The sequence below is a fragment of the Bifidobacterium favimelis genome (assembly GCF_037963085.1).
Classification (GTDB): Bacteria; Actinomycetota; Actinomycetes; order Actinomycetales; family Bifidobacteriaceae; genus Bombiscardovia; species Bombiscardovia favimelis.
In genome coordinates, this window is record NZ_JBANDZ010000001.1 from 1,169,507 (window position 1) to 1,185,301 (window position 15,795).

12 protein-coding genes and 1 other RNA gene are annotated in these 15,795 nt (G+C 64.0%); 3 read left to right on the forward strand and 10 right to left on the reverse strand.

Going from position 1 to position 15,795, the window contains the following annotated elements:
* The first annotated feature begins 72 nt into the window (after positions 1-72).
* On the forward strand, positions 73-2,343 hold the full coding sequence (locus V6584_RS04775) for a protein kinase domain-containing protein (protein ID WP_340469323.1): 2,271 nt from the start codon (positions 73-75) through the stop codon (positions 2,341-2,343).
* A gap of 54 nt (positions 2,344-2,397) precedes the next feature.
* On the opposite strand, the gene V6584_RS04780 is transcribed toward V6584_RS04775, so the two are convergent.
* The gene (locus tag V6584_RS04780) at positions 2,398-3,090 is read right to left on the reverse strand and encodes a lysophospholipid acyltransferase family protein (RefSeq protein WP_340469748.1); all 693 of its coding nucleotides are present in this window, start codon (positions 3,088-3,090) and stop codon (positions 2,398-2,400) included.
* Positions 3,091-3,139: 49 nt separating this feature from the next.
* Between V6584_RS04780 and V6584_RS04785 the strand changes: the two genes are divergently transcribed.
* Positions 3,140-3,697 (forward strand): hypothetical protein, encoded by a 558-nt coding sequence (locus V6584_RS04785; protein ID WP_340469324.1) that lies wholly within the window; start codon positions 3,140-3,142, stop codon positions 3,695-3,697.
* Positions 3,698-3,801: 104 nt separating this feature from the next.
* On the opposite strand, the gene secA is transcribed toward V6584_RS04785, so the two are convergent.
* Both secA and hpf read right to left on the reverse strand, forming a co-directional pair.
* Entirely contained in the window at positions 3,802-6,759 is a 2,958-nt protein-coding gene (gene secA / locus V6584_RS04790; RefSeq protein WP_340469326.1) for a preprotein translocase subunit SecA, read from the reverse strand.
* 267 nt (positions 6,760-7,026) lie between these two features.
* Positions 7,027-7,707: a ribosome hibernation-promoting factor, HPF/YfiA family gene (hpf, locus tag V6584_RS04795; protein ID WP_340469327.1), complete on the reverse strand. Its 681-nt coding sequence runs from the start codon at positions 7,705-7,707 to the stop codon at positions 7,027-7,029.
* Positions 7,708-7,983: 276 nt separating this feature from the next.
* On the opposite strand from hpf, the gene rnpB reads away from it, so the two are divergent.
* Positions 7,984-8,357, forward strand: an RNA gene (rnpB, locus tag V6584_RS04800) — RNase P RNA component class A.
* A gap of 45 nt (positions 8,358-8,402) precedes the next feature.
* Here rnpB and V6584_RS04805 read toward each other — a convergent pair.
* The 7 genes from V6584_RS04805 to V6584_RS04835 all read right to left on the reverse strand — a co-directional run bounded on the left by V6584_RS04805 (position 8,403) and on the right by V6584_RS04835 (position 15,690).
* The gene (locus V6584_RS04805; protein WP_340469329.1) at positions 8,403-9,110 is read right to left on the reverse strand and encodes a regulatory protein RecX; all 708 of its coding nucleotides are present in this window, start codon (positions 9,108-9,110) and stop codon (positions 8,403-8,405) included.
* Entirely contained in the window at positions 9,107-10,270 is a 1,164-nt protein-coding gene (gene recA, locus V6584_RS04810; RefSeq protein WP_340469331.1) for a recombinase RecA, read from the reverse strand. The genes V6584_RS04805 and recA overlap by 4 nt, the downstream gene beginning before the upstream one ends.
* Before the next feature lie 212 nt (positions 10,271-10,482).
* The gene (locus V6584_RS04815) at positions 10,483-10,716 is read right to left on the reverse strand and encodes a DUF3046 domain-containing protein (protein ID WP_340469332.1); all 234 of its coding nucleotides are present in this window, start codon (positions 10,714-10,716) and stop codon (positions 10,483-10,485) included.
* Between the two features lie 140 nt (positions 10,717-10,856).
* Positions 10,857-11,372 carry a helix-turn-helix domain-containing protein gene (locus tag V6584_RS04820; RefSeq protein ID WP_404802597.1) on the reverse strand — a complete coding sequence of 172 codons (516 nt, stop codon included), beginning with the start codon at positions 11,370-11,372 and terminating at the stop codon, positions 10,857-10,859.
* 115 nt (positions 11,373-11,487) lie between these two features.
* Entirely contained in the window at positions 11,488-12,045 is a 558-nt protein-coding gene (locus tag V6584_RS04825; RefSeq protein ID WP_404802598.1) for a CinA family protein, read from the reverse strand.
* Positions 12,046-12,129: 84 nt separating this feature from the next.
* Positions 12,130-12,777 carry a CDP-diacylglycerol--glycerol-3-phosphate 3-phosphatidyltransferase gene (pgsA, locus tag V6584_RS04830; protein ID WP_340469753.1) on the reverse strand — a complete coding sequence of 216 codons (648 nt, stop codon included), beginning with the start codon at positions 12,775-12,777 and terminating at the stop codon, positions 12,130-12,132.
* Between the two features lie 69 nt (positions 12,778-12,846).
* On the reverse strand, positions 12,847-15,690 hold the full coding sequence (locus V6584_RS04835) for an FtsK/SpoIIIE family DNA translocase (protein WP_404802599.1): 2,844 nt from the start codon (positions 15,688-15,690) through the stop codon (positions 12,847-12,849).
* Between the last annotated feature and the right edge of the window lie 105 nt (positions 15,691-15,795).

A 15,795-nucleotide genomic window follows, 5' to 3' on the forward strand; every position in this document is an offset into this window, starting at 1 on the left:
GATGTGTGTGGATTTCAGTGCAGGTCGGCCGCGAACCGGTCGAGGACTCGTGGAAGGCCATGACATACAAGCATGAGTGAAGCGGCGGGCGCGAACGGGGGGCAGGTCATAGACGGCCGGTACCTCGTCGTAGGCAAGATAGCGGAAGGCGGGATGGCCAGCGTCTATGAGGCCATCGATCAACGCCTCTCCCGCCATGTAGCCGTCAAGGTCATGCACACCCAGCTTGCTCAGGGCCCCCACCGTGAGCAGTTCGAGGAGCGTTTCCGGCGCGAGGCCAGATCCGCCGCCGCCATAGCCAACCCCCACATCGTCCAGGTCTACGACACCGGCCAGTACCAAGGGCTGGATTACCTGGTCATGGAGTACGTGCACGGGGTGAACCTCCGACGCGAAATGAACGAACAGGGCACCTTCAGCGTCAAGGAGACCCTGCGCATCACGGCCGAGATACTGGACGGCCTGGCTTCTGCCCACCGGGCGGGTGTGATCCACCGCGACATCAAGCCGGAGAACATCCTGATCAACGACCGGGGACACGTCGAAATCACCGACTTCGGACTGGCCCGTGCCGCCTCGCAGGCGACCCTGTCAACGACCGGGATGCTCTTGGGGACGGCCGCATACCTGGCCCCGGAGACCATCGAGAACAATCTGGCGACCCCACGCAGCGACCTCTACGCCGTAGGCATCCTGGCCTATGAGATGCTGACGGGAGACGTCCCCTTCACCAGCGAGAACCCGGTCACCATCGTCTTCAAACACGTCCATCAGGATGTGCCCTCCCTGGTCGCCACCTGCCCGGGTATCAATCCGGAGATTTCGCATTTCATCGACCGGCTGGTCAGCCGCGACCCCGGAGAACGCCCCGAAGACGCCGCAGCCGCCCTCAAGGAGCTTGAGGATGTGAGGGCTGACCTGAGCCAGTCCGACCTCTCCTTGCGACAGGCCCGGAGGGGGGACCGGGAGGGGGGGTCAGAAGACCGATACCCAACCGGACCTTCCACCCCCCCGGCCCTGGCAGGGGCCGCCAACCCGCCACTCGCATCGGCCGGGCAGACCGAAGACGGTGCCGCTCCAGACAAGGTCACCCTGATGCAGGGTTCGGACCCCGACAAGACAGGGACCTCTGCCATGACCCGGACCATGCCCGGCGGCGCCGGCTCCGGTTCTGACACCAGACGCTACGCACTCACCACCCATGGCGGTCCCTCCTCAGCCGACCAAACCCAGGTGATCCAACCTGGCAGAGACCTGCCGGGAAGCGTCCCGCAGGCTGATTCACAACCCCCCGCCCCCTGGAACCGTGAGCGGAGTGCAGACCGTCCTGCCGCTGCCCTCATCCCCGCCGGGCAGACGACGGCGAAGAAGAAACGACACCTCCTCCCCCTCATCCTGGTCCTCGTCATCCTCCTGGTGGCAGGAGTAGGAGGGGGGTCTTGGTGGTACTTCCTCGGGCCGGGCAGCTATCTGACCCTCCCCCGCCCGGACGACATCTCCTGCAAGACCGGCTCACCCTGCAGTCTGGCCGGGGCCGACTTCAGCCGCTACCAGAGCACGTTGAAAGTTGCCGGCATAGAGGTGAAGACGACCTACGTCTTCGATGACAACCAGCCCAAGGGGAAGATCGTCTCCTCTGACCCCGACCAGGTGGGCGCGAAAATCACCAAGAGGGGCGGGCGCCTGTCCGTCTCCGTCTCCAAAGGCCCCCGTCAGGCCACGATTCCCTCCGACATCCTCAAAGCGGACACGGACAACGGCAGGGACCCCCTGGCCGCCCTGAAACGAGCCGGGTTCGACAGGGTGATCCATCAGGGCGCCGAGGACGAATACTCCATGGATGTGCCCGAGGGGGCGGCGATTTCAGTGGATCCCGCCCCGGGCACGACCGCCAGACACGACAGCGAGGTCAGGGTCAGGCTGTCCAAGGGGAAGATGCCCGTGACCATGCCCGACATAGTCGGGCAGACCCGGGAGAACGCCGATGCGGCCCTCAAGGCCGTGCATCTCAAGGCCGAATACAAGGAGGATTGGTCGGACAAGGTGGAGGCCGGCAAGGTCATATCCAGTTCGCAGCCCGCCGATGCCGACCTCCACTGGGGCGACCAGGTGGAGGTCACGGTCTCCAAGGGTCCTCAGACGGTCGTGATGCCCAAGGTCGAAGGAAAGAGCCAGGACGAGGCTACACGGATACTGAAGGGCCTGGGGCTCGAAGTCAAGATTTCCGCCCCCCTGGGCAACTTCACCCACACGGTCCGCTTCCAGGACCCGCCCGCCGGCACGAAGGTCCAGGTGCTCAACGGGAACGGCGACCCCAGCGTTGTCACCCTCACCGTCGTCTGAAACCAATCCAAACCCCCGGCCAGGAGAATCGCTACAGACCCTGCTCAGACCTGGTCAGACCTGGTCCTGACCGGTCTTTCCGCCCTTTTTGACCACCTGGGCGTATACATCCACATACTGCTGCCCGCTCATCTCCTGTATGGCCTGCATGACCCTGTCCGTCAGGTTGCGGACCTCCTCGTGGGTCAGCGTGTTCACAGGGAGCTTGGGGACGGGTATGGGCTTGCCGAAGATGACGGTGGTCCTCCCCTTGTGCGGTATGACCCTGCCGGGCTCCTGAAGCTGGCGGGAACCGATGATGGCAGCAGGAACGATCGTCGTCCCTGTCTCGAAGGCCAGACGGGCAACCCCGGTGTGCCCCCGGTAGAGGCGGCCGTCCGGGCTCCTGGTCCCCTCCGGGTGGATGCCGAACACGTCCCCCTTCTCCAGCAGGTGGCGGGCCGTCTCCAAGGCTCCCAGGGACTTGGAGCCCCCGGAGCGGTCCACAGGGAAGACACCCACCGAGGTGAACCACCACTTTTTGAACCAGCCCTTGATCCCATGACCGTTGAAGTACTCGGCCTTGCCCATGAAATGGATCATCCTGGGGCTGACCAGGGGCAGGAGGGCATCATCGATGACGGCCAGATGGTTGGAAGCGATGATGGCCGCACCGGTCTTCGGTATGTTCTCCAGCCCCACCGGGGTGGGTTTGAACCAGTGACGTGCCAGCGGGCCGAGCAACTTGACGAAGAACCAATACAGCACGACGACTCCTTGGTGGCGGATGGCATCCGGCCAGATTACGATTGTACCCATGACCCAGCATGACGATGACAAGGCCGGTGACCAGTATACAAACAGGGAGGAGACCGGCGACGGCCCCTCGGACGGATCCTGGGAGGACTTCGTGAAGTCCCATCAGGATGACCTGGGATCCGTGGCCTCCTCGGGGACGGCCAGAAGGTTCGAGCGCAAGGCCCGGAGGAGGGAGCGCCGTGAGTCCAAAAAGTCCCAATTCGACGTGAAAGACCTTGAAGGCGACTCCTTCGTCGGTGGGGGCGGCCATGGTCCAAGGGACTTCGAATCCAGCTGGCTGGATGTGGACAGGGTCATGGACCAGTCATCTGATTTCACACCGCCGAATCCTGATCTGAGCAATCTGCGCCGCTCGAGGCTCCTTTTCATCGCGCTCACGGTCCTGGGGGCGGCAGGCCTCCTGGCCAGCCTGCTCATCCCTTCCTGGGGCATGCTGCTCGGTTCGATCGGCGCCTTCTGCCTCCTCGTCGGGGTCACAGGGTTGATCACCGGCAGGAAGAACTTCAGGGACCCTTCCAGCGGTCTCTTCGATGACGACAAGCACTTCCGCCGCTGAGGGACCGGCATCTTCCCAGGCGGGAGGGACCGACACGATGATGGGGCGGGACCCGGAGAGGGTCCCGCCCCATCATCGTTCAACGGTCAGGATGCCGCCCTGGCTCAGTGCTCGTTCTGCCCGTGGCACATCTTGTACTTGCGGCCCGACCCGCAGGGGCAGGGGGCGTTCCTGGGGGTGCCGGGGAAGGTGCGGCCATCGGACCAGGGGGAATGCTCCTCCTCGGCCTTGGGCCTCTTGCTGGCGGGCACCTTGCCCTCCGCATGGCTCATGGGTTCGGGGCCGACGATTCCCGCCGCCTCGCTGACTTCTTCCTCCTGGATGTCCACCGAGCCGGATTCCTCTTCGGAGGAGGCGATGCCCGACTCCGCATCCCTGTCCTCGATTTGTGTGATGTCCTCCCCGGTGGCGTCGGCCTCCGCCTTCTCGTCGGCCGCTGCGTCCACATCGGCGTTCTCGTCCTCGGCATCAGGATCGCTCGGAGCCTGGTAGTTCACCTCCGCCTGCGAACCCTCATCCTCTTCGCGCAGGTTGCGCTCCTCCGCCTCCTGGCTGGCGGCGATCTGGTCCAGGTCGACGTTGAAGAGGAGCTGAACGCTCTCCTCCTTGATGGCATCGATCATGGAGTTGAACATCTGATAGCCTTCGCGTTGGTACTCCACCAGGGGGTCGCGCTGACCCATGCCGCGCAGGCCGATCCCGTCCTTGAGGTAGTCCATCTCATAGAGGTGCTCGCGCCACTTGCTGTCCAGGACCGAGAGGACGACCTGACGCTCCAGCTTTCGCATGCCGGGTTCGCCCAGTTTCTCCTCCCGCTTTGCATAGGCTTCGTCCGCGTCATCTACCACCTGGTCGAGGAGGGCGTCGATGGCCTTCTCCCCCTTGAGCTTGTCCAGCGATTCCAGGGCCTTGTCCTGGTCCAGGGTAATCGGATAGACGCTCTTCAGGGCCTTCCAGAGGCCGTCCATGTCCCACTCGGCCGGCTTGTCGGACCCCTTGCAGGCACCCTGGATGTAGGAGCGGATGGTCTCGCTGATGAACCGCCTGACGTCCTTGCTGATGTCCTCCCCCTGGAGGACGGCCTGACGCTCCGAGTAGATGACCTGACGCTGCTTGTTCATCACGTCGTCGTACTTGAGGACGTTCTTGCGGATTTCGTAATTGCGGGATTCCACGGTCTTCTGCGCGTTCCTGACGGTCTTGGATACGACCTTGGAATCGATGGGCTCCCCTTCGGGGTAACTGGAGGACATGATCCGGGCGACCATCTGGGTGCTGAAGAGCCTCATCAGGTCATCCTCCAGACTCAGGTAGAAGCGGGATTCACCCGGGTCGCCCTGGCGGCCGGAACGTCCGCGCAGCTGATTGTCGATGCGGCGGGACTCATGGCGTTCGGTGCCCAGCACATACAGGCCGCCCGCCTCGACCACCTGCTCGTGCTCCTCCTTGACCTGCTCCTTGACCTGGTTGAGCATCGAAGGCCAGCGCTTCTCATACTCCTCAGGGGTGTCATCGGGGGAATACCCCTCCTGCTTGAGCTTCTGATCGGCCAGGAATTCCACGTTGCCGCCCAGCATGATGTCGGTGCCTCGGCCGGCCATGTTGGTTGCCACCGTCACGGCCCCCTTGCGGCCTGCCACGGCGACCACGGAAGCCTCGCGCTCATGCTGCTTGGCGTTCAGCACCTGGTGGTCGATTCCCGCGATGTCCAGGAGGGTGGAGACGACCTCGGAGGATTCGACCGATGCCGTGCCCAGGAGGATCGGCTGCCCCTTGGCGTGGCGGCGGGCCACATCCTTGACGATTGCCGTCAGCTTCTCCTTCTTCGTGCGATAGACCAGGTCGGTCTGGTCCTTGCGGATCATGGGCTTGTTGGTCGGAATCGGAAGCACGCCCAGCTTGTAGGTGTTCATGAACTCGGCGGCCTCGGTCTCGGCCGTGCCCGTCATGCCCGCCAGCTTGTCGTACATGCGGAAGTAGTTCTGCAGGGTGATGGTGGCGAAGGTCTGGTTTTCCGCCTTGACCTCGACCCCTTCCTTCGCCTCGATGGCCTGGTGCAGGCCTTCGTTGTACCGACGGCCGGGCAGGAGACGGCCGGTGTGCTCGTCGACGATGAGGACCTCGCCGCCCTGGACCACATAGTCCCTGTCGCGGATGAAGAGCTCCTTGGCCTTGATGGCGTTGTTCAGGTAGCCGATCAGGGCCGTGTTGTCGGGCTCGTACAGGTTATCGATGCCCAGGTAGTCCTCGACCTTTGTGATGCCTGGATCCAGGATGCCAACGACCTTCTTCTTCTCGTCGACCTCGTAGTCCTCATCCCTGTTGAGTTTGGGAACCAACTTCGCGAACTGCCGGTACCAGCGGGTCACGTCGCCCTCGGCCGGACCCGAGATGATCAGCGGGGTCCTGGCCTCGTCGATCAGGATGGAGTCCACCTCGTCGACGATGGCGTAGTGGTGGCCCCTCTGGACCAGTTCCGACTTGTCCCAGGCCATGTTGTCACGCAGGTAGTCGAATCCGAACTCATTGTTGGTGCCGTAAGTGATGTCGGCCTGGTACTGCTTGCGGCGCTCGGCGGGCTTCTGGTCGGTTATGATGCAGCCCACGCTCATGCCCAGGAAGCGGTAGATGCGCCCCATGAGCTCGCTCTGGTAGGAGGCCAGGTAGTCGTTGACCGTGACCACATGCACTCCCTTGCCCTCCAAGGCGTTCAGGTAGCTGGGGAGCGTGGCGACCAGGGTCTTGCCCTCGCCCGTCTTCATCTCGGCTATGTTGCCCCAGTGGAGGGCGGCCCCTCCCATCAGCTGCACGTCGAAGTGCCGCTGGCCCAGGGTCCTCTTGGACACCTCACGGACCGTTGCGAAGGCCTCCGGCATAAGCGAGTCCAGGGACTCGCCGTTTTCAAGCCGCTGCTTGAACTTCGGCGTCTGCCCCTTGAGCTCCTCGTCGCTCATACCCGAGATGTCATCTTCCAGGGCGTTCACCTTCTGGGCGACTCCCTGCAGTTTGCGAAGCTGACGTCCCTCACCCATACGAAGGATTTTGTCCAAGACTGCTACCACGTTGCGCTCCCTATGTATTCCACGATGACTCCAGCCCTTTGCACCCTTGAGCTGGGTCGGCCCAGACTGTGACCATATTACCTGTATCCGGGGATTTTCGGCCCACCCCCGGACTGCCATCATGTCAAGCCAGGCCCTCCGTGCCGGATTCCCCGGCAGGACCGGACCTGCGAAACTCAGCCATGACAGACCTTCAACCAGGTGACAGGGTCGGGCCCGGGGCCCCATCCGCCGCCAGGCCCCGGGTCCTGCACCCGGATCATCGGCTCACTTGCCGTTCTTCACCGTCTTGTTGACGTTTTCGGGTGTATCGATTTCAAAGACCCCGTAGCTCCACCCGTGCCGGCGGTAGACCACCGAGGGACGGCCCGTCTCCTTGTTGACGAAGAGGAAGAAATCGTGTCCGATCAGTTCCATCTCATAGAGGGCCTCATCGATGCTCATGGGCTCGGCGATGTGCAGCTTGCGGCGGATGACGATGGGGGTGTCACCCACCTGGACCTCCACCGACTGGCCAGGCTCCAAATCGGAGGCCACGGCAGTCTGTGCGCTGTTGTCGGGGTTCTCGAAATCGCCCTTGACCTCCACCTCATTCTCCACCGGGGGGAAGTCCATGGGCTGGGGGGCATGGTCCAGGCCACGGCGGTGATCCTTGCGACGGTCCCTGGCACGGCGCAGACGCTGGGTCAACTTGTCCAGGGCCATGTCGAGGGCGCTGAATTCATCCGCGCTGGAGGCCTCTGCCCGCACGACGGTCTTCCCTGCCAACATGGTCAGCTCGACCCGCTTGGCGCTGTCTGCCTGGCGCGGATTGCCCTCATGGGTCAGAACCACCTGGATGCGTTGGGCATCCGGGGCAATGGCCGTCACCCGGTTCATCTTGCTCTCGACGACATCACGGAACTTCTGCTTGACCTCGGTGTGACGTCCGGTAATGACGATCTCCATGGGGACCTCCTTGTGTAGTTTGAGCGGATACCCGCCGGAAGCCGGGCGACCGCAGTCACCTTCGACCTCCTCTTTCGATTGTAACTGATGGATGGGGTGACTCACGCGAGGGCCGGCCCGACGGGTGTCCTCCCCCGGTGCCACCGCCGGCAGGGTCGGACCAGAAGGTGAACCTGCCGGACATATCGTCGTCCTCCCCCGGTGCCTCCGCCGTCAGGCCCGGGAAGGGACGATCCTGTGACACGCCGCTGACCGCATGAGGTAAACTGTCTGAGCTGAGACCCCCTGGTGGCCGCGACGGTCCCTTTCGGACCGTTGAGGAACTTCCGGGCTCCACAGAGCACGATGGCGGATAACGTCCGCCCAGGGCGACCTGAGAGAAAGCGCAACAGAGAACAGACCGCCCGCCCATGCGACGGGTAAGGGTGAAACGGCGGTGTAAGAGACCACCGGGCCGCTGGTGACAGCGGTCGCATGGCAAGCCTCATCGGGAGCAAGGCCAAGCAGAAGACATTCAGGGGCTGCTCGTCCCGTCTTCGGGTAGGCCGCTAGAGCCTGGCGGCAACGCCAGGTCGAGATGGATGGCCACCCGTCTGTCCGGCCCCGGCCGGGCGGACGACAGAACCCGGGGTATACGGGGGTCTCACTTTCATTTTCCCCCTCTTTCCCCTCGAAATCCCGAAGGGAAAGAGGATTCAATCGAGGGGATCCCCACTGCCGAACACGTCTGCAGCCACCTGGGAAAGAAGACCAGGATCGTGGCCCTTGCGGCCCCCGGCACCCCAAAGGCGGCGACGCCTCACCTGCATGTCCAATCCCCTGGTCTTGGCCGCCACCTTACGGCCCAGCTCGTAGGCGGAGTCTATGAAGAGGCCCTCCCCGGCGGCCTGGGCCACGACCTCCTGGGCCAGGGACCGTGGCAGACCCTTCCTGGTCATTTCGTTCAAGGCCCCCCTCTCCCCCATATCCCGACCGAGACAGGAGCGGAGGAGGTCCTCGGCATATGAGCGGTCATCCAGGAGGCCCACCTGGAGCAGACGGTCAATCACATCATCAACGACCTGGCTCTGGAAACCCTTCTTCCTCAGGCGCTCCGCCAGGGCACCACTCGATCGGGCGGCGGCATCCAGAAGGGTGAGGGCGGCCTCCCTGCATGCGACGGGGTCATCCGCATCATCCCTGTGCTGACCTTCCCCGGACGAAGAAGCCAGGCCGAATCCACCAGGTCGAGGAATCCTGCCCCTTCGTCCGCCTGACCTTCTTGGCCGGCGGCCGTGCGGACCTTCCTTCTCCGCCCGTTCCGGGTCGCCCGGATCGGCCTCCTGGAGCCCATCCCCATCCGCCTGTTCCTCCACCCGCCTCCGGGGCGGGTTCGAAGCCAAGAAGGATTCTGCGTCTATCATGCGGCCTGTGCAGCGGCGACAGGCTCCCTGTCAGGGGTCTTGTCGGCTGTCCCCGCCGTCTCCGCCCGGGAATCGGAACCCTTGTCGGTCTCCCCCTCATCGTCCTCCTGAGGATCGTCGGGCTTGAGGCCGAAGGCAGCCTTGACCTTGTTCTCGATCTCCCTCGTCAGTTCGGGGTTGTCCTTGAGGAACTGGCGGACGTTCTCCCTGCCCTGGCCCAGCTGATCGCCCTCGTAGGTGAACCAGGAGCCGGACTTCTTGATGATGTTGGTCTGAAGGGCCATATCGAGAACGGACCCTTCCTTGGATATCCCTTCGCCGTACAGGATGTCGAATTCGGCGACCTTGAAGGGCGGGGCCATCTTGTTCTTGACCACCTTGACCTTGGTCCGGTTCCCCACGGCCTCATCCCCGTTTTTCAGGGTCTGGATGCGGCGGATGTCCAGGCGGACGGAGGCATAGAACTTGAGCGCCTTGCCGCCGGTGGTCGTTTCGGGGCTGCCGAAGAAGACGCCTATCTTCTCCCTGAGCTGGTTGATGAAGATGGCCGTCGTGTTGGCCTGGGAAAGGGCCCCCGTCATCTTGCGCAGGGCCTGGCTCATCAACCTGGCCTGCAGACCCACATGGCTGTCGCCCATGTCACCTTCGATCTCCGCCTTGGGCACCAGGGCGGCGACCGAGTCGATGACGATGACATCCAGGGCGCCGGAACGGATCAACATGTCGGCTATCTCCAAGGCCTGTTCTCCGTTATCGGGCTGGGAGACGATCAGGGAGTCCGTGTCCACGCCCAGTTTTCGGGCGTAATCAGGGTCCAGGGCGTGTTCGGCGTCGATGAAGGCAGCGACACCCCCGTTGGCTTGGGCATTCGCCACGGCATGGAGGGCCAGTGTGGTCTTGCCTGAAGACTCCGGCCCATAGATCTCGACTATCCTCCCCCTCGGCAGGCCACCGATGCCCAGGGCCATGTCCAGTGCCAGGGATCCCGTGGGAATCACCTCCACATCCTGCGGGGGCTTGTCTCCCAGACGCATGGCCGAACCCTTGCCGAAGCTCTTCTCCACCTGCGCCAGTGCGGTGTTCAAAGCGGCCTCACGACGCGGATCGATTCCCTCGGAATCCTCCTTCTTCGCCTTGCCGCCGTTGCTCTGTCGTGCCATCTGGCTCTCCTTCTTTGAAGTGAAGCGATACTGACCACGGTAATCGACCGTGACCCCGCAGCGTCCATATCATCCGTCTGGTGGTCGAACAGGCCCTGCCATCCACATCCGATGCGGTTCCAAGGCCCCGACCGTGTCCATATCGTCATTGTACTAGCTCATGCGAACAAATGTTCGAACGCCCGGTCCCTCGTGCAACGGGCGCAATCACGTCAGGCCGCGGGCATGGGGGGAGCGTTGTGGTCCTTCCCCCAACGGCGGGAGTCCGGCACATCCATCTGATCGCACAGAACGTTCCAGACCACCCTTGGCTCCACACCCCTGTCAAGGGCCTCGACGACCGTCATGGAATCCAGGTCCCTCAGGCGCTGGTCGCGGGCCAGGCTGCGCCCGTAGACCCTGCCGAAGACTTCCTCCAGCAACTGCCAGAACTCCCTCTCGCGCACCGCCCTCAACCGCCTTCCTCATCCTCTGTCCTCACCCGGCGACCCACCTGGGACCGGGTACCCCGTCTGACACGATCGGACATGGAAAACGCCCGACCACTCCGGCCGGGCGCGGATGCCACATCATATCCCACGCGGATTCACTCCTGGGTCGATTCCAGGTAATCAGCCACCATACGCAGGGTCTGGGGCACCCCCATCCCCAGGGCTTCGGCTATGGAGCTCAGCAGTTCGGAGCTGGCCTCCTTCTGACCGCGCTCCACCTCGGAGAGATAGCCCAGGGAGACACCGGCCTTCTCGCTCACCTCACGCAGGGTCTTGTGGTCATTGGTCCTCAACTCGCGCAGGACGTGGCCCAGGGCCTCCCTCAGGGAAACGGTATGGGTGGCCGAGGGGGAATCCTGAGCGTTCAACCTCTGCCTGCCGGTCTCCACGCCATCCTCCGCCATCCACATCTTGTTCAGGTTGGCCTGCCGCTCTTCCTTGGCCCGCTTCGCCGCCTTCGCACGCAGCACCTGCTGCTGGGCGAACATGACGGCCCGACGCTGCGCAGGAGTCAGATCGCGCACACGGGCGTTGTACTCAGCCGAGGGAGCAGCCGACTCGGCGTCATAGGTCTCGCCAGTCCTTGTCAACATGGTCTCTGTGCCGTTCATCGCGACCCCTTTCGTCTGAAGTCATCCATCTGCTTACACAGGGACCAACACACGGGTGCCGCGATTATTCCCCTGGATGAAAGCGGAACGGCACAATGTGACCAAGGTCACTATGTCACGCCAGTGCCAGCCCGAGTCTTTCCAGGACCTGGGCCACGGTCCCACGCCGCACGTCCTCCCTGCCACCCTGCAGGTGAAGCTCAAGGGAGCGGGCCCGGTAACCTTCCAGACGGGTCGGCCCAGAATCGTCGCCCAGGGCCATCCCTTCGGGAAGGGCGATGCCTATGTAAACCAGTCCGGCCGGATCCGCGCCGTCGGGCCCGGGACCGGCCACACCCGTCGTCGACAGGCCGATCACCCTGCCCTCATGCCCCCTCTGCGTGTAAAGACGGGCCGCGCCGATGGCCATCTGCTCAGCCACCTTGGGATGGACAGCCCCCTGAGATGACAGGAGATCGGCATCCACACCCAGGATCGAGGCCTTGGCGGCGATGTCATAGGTGACCGCCGAGCCGAGGAACACATCGGAGGCACCGGGGATGCGCACGAAGGCATCGGCCAGGAGGCCACCGGTCAAGGACTCCGCGGCAGCCAGGTAAAGGCCGGCATCGCGGCAGCGGTCCAAGGCCGACGCGGCCATCCTGTCAACTTCATCACGAGCGCTCGCAACCATGATCCATCCTCCCGTCAACAGCGACAGACAATTCCAGGGTACCCGTCACGGCCGCGGACGGGGGGAAAGGCCCGCCCCGTGCCTTCAGCGCTTTGATTCGGAGGCCGGGACCGAGGACCTCTTACGCGCGTTGAAGAAGGAGACCAGGTATTCCCCACCTGAGTAAAGGCACAGGACCAGGGCCAGGAGGATGACCGCCTGGCAGACGGAGGCGTAGGGGGCCCATTGGTCGAAGAGTGGGACCATGAGCATGGCCAGGCCCACGCATTCGAAGAGGGTCTTGTACTTGCCTGCCTGCGAGGCTGCTATGACGCTGCCGCCCTCGTCGATGACCAGGAAGCGCATCAGGGTTATCCCTATCTCACGCAGGAGGAAGAGGGCCGTCGCCCACCACCAGAACTCCCCGTGGATGGAGGCGATGATCAGCGCCGAGCAGATCAGGAGCTTGTCGGCTATGGGATCCATCAGCTTTCCCAACTCCGTCACCTGGTTGTAGCGACGGGCCATCCAACCGTCCAATTTGTCGGTCGAAGCCGCCACGATGAAGAGGATGGCCGCCGCCCAACGCAGGGATATGTCCGACTGACCCCAGGGGCCGGCCATGACATCGAGGACGATGAAGACCACGACCAGTGCTATCCGGGCATAGGTGACCAGATTGGGCGGACTGTTCCAACCCTCGAGCAGGGAGCGCCCTGCCTGATCTGCCTTGGACTCGGACCGATTCTGCATCATTTCTCCTAGAAGTCTCGTTTGTTTTCATTGTAACCGTACTTCACCCAGGCCCGCCAGGACGCGGGTTCAGCCGACCGCTTGCCCGTCGGGCCCGGCCTGCGGGGGGTCGATGGAGGTCCTGTCCCCCCTGATGAAGGACAGGGCCTCCTCCAGCTGCGGCGGCTGGATCAGGACCTCACGGGCCTTGGATCCTTCGGATGGACCGACGATCCCCCTGGATTCAAGGAGGTCCATCAGGCGTCCGGCCTTGGCAAAGCCAACACGCAGCTTTCGCTGGAGCATGGAGGTGGAACCGAACTGCGTGGTTATGACCAGTTCCGCCGCCTGGAGGAGCTCGTCCATGTCGTCACCGATCTCATCCTGGGCCTCGCTGCGGGCCTCAGAGGTCGCCTCCATCTGCTCGATGTCCTCCCGGTAGTGGGGCTTGCGCTGGGTGCGGACGTATTCAACGGCCTTGCGGATCTCCGACTCCGACACCCAGGCCCCCTGCACACGGGTGGGTTTGGCCTGCCCCATGGGCAGGAAGAGGGCATCCCCCTGACCTATCAGGGTTTCGGCCCCTGTGGAATCGAGGATGACCCTGGAATCGGTGGAAGAGGAGGTGGCGAAAGCCAGGCGGGAGGGGATGTTGGCCTTGATCAGGCCTGTGACCACATCGACCGAGGGACGCTGGGTGGCCAGGACAAGGTGGACGCCGGCGGCACGGGCCAGCTGGGTGATCCGCTGGATGGAGCTCTCCACGTCGTTCTTGGCTATCATCATCAGGTCGGCCATCTCATCCACCACCACCAGGAGGTAGGGGTAGGGGGCCACTTTCCTGTTGGAGCCGGCGGGAGCATGGACCTTGCCCTCACGGACCGCCTTGTTGAAGTCCTTGACATGGCGGAACCCGAAGAACTGGAGGTCGTCGTACCGGGCGTCCATCTCCTTGACCACCCACTCCAGGGCCTGGGCGGCCTTCTTGGGATCGGTGATGATCGGCGTCAGGAGGTGGGGAACCCCGGCGTAGGCGCTCAGCTCCACCCTCTTGGGATCCACCATGATCAGGCGGACCTGTTCAGGGGTGGCACGCATGAGGATGGAGACCAGCATGGAATTTATGAAGCTGGATTTGCCGGACCCGGTGGCACCGGCCACCAGGAGGTGGGGCATCTTGGTCAGGTCGGCGGTCACGAAGTGGCCCTCGACATCCTTCCCCACGGCGGTGAGCATGGGGTTGTCGTCGTTCTTGGCCAGGTCGGAGCGCAGGACGTCGCCCAGGTGGACGATCTCCCTGTCCACGTTCGGAATCTCGATGCCTATGGCGGACTTGCCCGGTATGGGCGAAAGGATGCGGACATCGGAGCTGGCCACGGCATAAGCGATGTTCTTCTGGAGATTGGTTACCTTCTCCACCTTGACGCCCGGGCCGAGCTCGACCTCGTACTGGGTGACGGAGGGGCCGCGGAGGAAGCCGACCACCCTGGCATCCACGTCGAACTGGCGGAAGGTCGATTGAAGGGCCCGGATGACGTTGTCGTTGGCCTCCGTCCTGACCGCGTGGGGCTTCCCCTTGACCAGGAGGTCCGTGCTGGGCAGGACATAGGGCCGGTCCTCATCAGGTCGTGCGGCCTCACCCAGGTTCGGGCCGGTGACCACCTCGCCCCCTGCCTTCCTTGATGTTGGGTCGAGACCCCCCTCAGAGCCCTGGTGACCCTCTTCCAGGCTCAGACGGGCGGTGTCGGCCGCCGCAGCAGCAGCAGCCGCCCAAGGGTCAGACGCCCCTACGCCCGACAGGGCCGCCCGGGTGACGACCGCCGTCTCCTGCGTGTCCTGGGTGTCCTGCCCCGGGGAGGGCTGACCCGCACCGGCCTGGAGGGGTGGAGCGGCCATGGGGCTGGTCCCGCCCTCCCCCTCATGTGATTCGCCGGTCTGAGAGGGGTAGGCGGAGGTCGGCGGATACAGGCCGTCGGACGAGGCGTCCGCCCCCCCTCCCTCAAGCAGGTTGGCCGCGTGGTCGAAGGGGTCATCAGCCTCATAGTGTTCCAGCCGGCCATCACCCCCGCCGGGCCGGCGGTGGAAAAGCCTGCCCAGCCAGCGACGGACCGGGCCCCTCCCCCGGGGATGCTCCTCTTGGTCCCCATCATGCGACGGGACCCCCGGTGCCATATCCAGGGTCCCGTCCGCCACACGAACCTCGTTGGGGAAATCCGCTTCCTTCCCCCTCCCCTCGTCCCGGACGGCCTGGTCCTCCTGCGCTTTGCCGGAGAACCACTTGGCCAGGTCCGCCACGTGGATCTGTGCGACAAGAAGGATTGCGAAGAGGGCGACCACGGCGAAGATGACCACCGCGAAGGCCTTGGACAGTCCCCAGGCGAGGGGGGAACCCAGAACGAAACCGAAAAGACCCCCCGCATGACGCAGGGCATGCCAGTCGAACCGATGGCTGTCCGAGGCCATGAGGACATCCAGTATGGAACAGATCGACCAGAGAAGGAGAACGAGTCCTCCGACCACGTGCAGGTTGCCCGACTGCCTGCCGGAGTAACGTACCAGCCGGTAGGCCACGATCAGCAGGACCACGGGCAGGATCACGCTGCACAGGCCCAGAAGGCCCGATGCCGCCAGATGCAGTCCCCTCCCCAAGGCCCCCGTGACCCGGACCCACTCACTGGCGCAGAAGAGGATGGCCAGGATGACCAGGACGAAACAGACCCCGTCCCTGCGGTAGGCTTCGTCGAAGCCCTCGGTACCGGTCTGCCTGCGCACCAGGGAACCTATCGCCCTGGGCACGGCCATGATGAACTTCTTCCATCCGGGTTCCGGCGACTGTCCCCTGCCGGAGCCACCCGTCCCGGCGGATCGGGTGCCTCCATCGGCCGACGGCTTCCCGCCCCGGCCACCCCTGTCTGAGCCCTGCATACGTGTCATAACCACTTCAGATTACCCAAGGCTCCCCCCGTGAGACCTGAGGGGAAGAGATGTTGCACAAAGAATTCAGAAGGCGGTGGGGACGGATGAAGGCAGGAGTAGGGG

What these genes read in the sequence shown, in the direction of transcription:
- hpf (WP_340469327.1), bottom strand. Translation starts at nt 7,707, where the DNA reads ATGGAGATCGTCATTACCGGACGTCACACCGAGGTCAAGCAGAAGTTC.
- V6584_RS04820 (WP_404802597.1), bottom strand. Translation starts at nt 11,372, where the DNA reads ATGAACGGCACAGAGACCATGTTGACAAGGACTGGCGAGACCTATGAC.
- V6584_RS04835 (WP_404802599.1), bottom strand. Translation starts at nt 15,690, where the DNA reads ATGACACGTATGCAGGGCTCAGACAGGGGTGGCCGGGGCGGGAAGCCG.
- pgsA (WP_340469753.1), bottom strand. Translation starts at nt 12,777, where the DNA reads ATGCAGAATCGGTCCGAGTCCAAGGCAGATCAGGCAGGGCGCTCCCTG.
- V6584_RS04775 (WP_340469323.1), top strand. Translation starts at nt 73, where the DNA reads ATGAGTGAAGCGGCGGGCGCGAACGGGGGGCAGGTCATAGACGGCCGG.
- V6584_RS04785 (WP_340469324.1), top strand. Translation starts at nt 3,140, where the DNA reads ATGACCCAGCATGACGATGACAAGGCCGGTGACCAGTATACAAACAGG.
- V6584_RS04805 (WP_340469329.1), bottom strand. Translation starts at nt 9,110, where the DNA reads ATGATAGACGCAGAATCCTTCTTGGCTTCGAACCCGCCCCGGAGGCGG.
- V6584_RS04825 (WP_404802598.1), bottom strand. Translation starts at nt 12,045, where the DNA reads ATGGTTGCGAGCGCTCGTGATGAAGTTGACAGGATGGCCGCGTCGGCC.
- recA (WP_340469331.1), bottom strand. Translation starts at nt 10,270, where the DNA reads ATGGCACGACAGAGCAACGGCGGCAAGGCGAAGAAGGAGGATTCCGAG.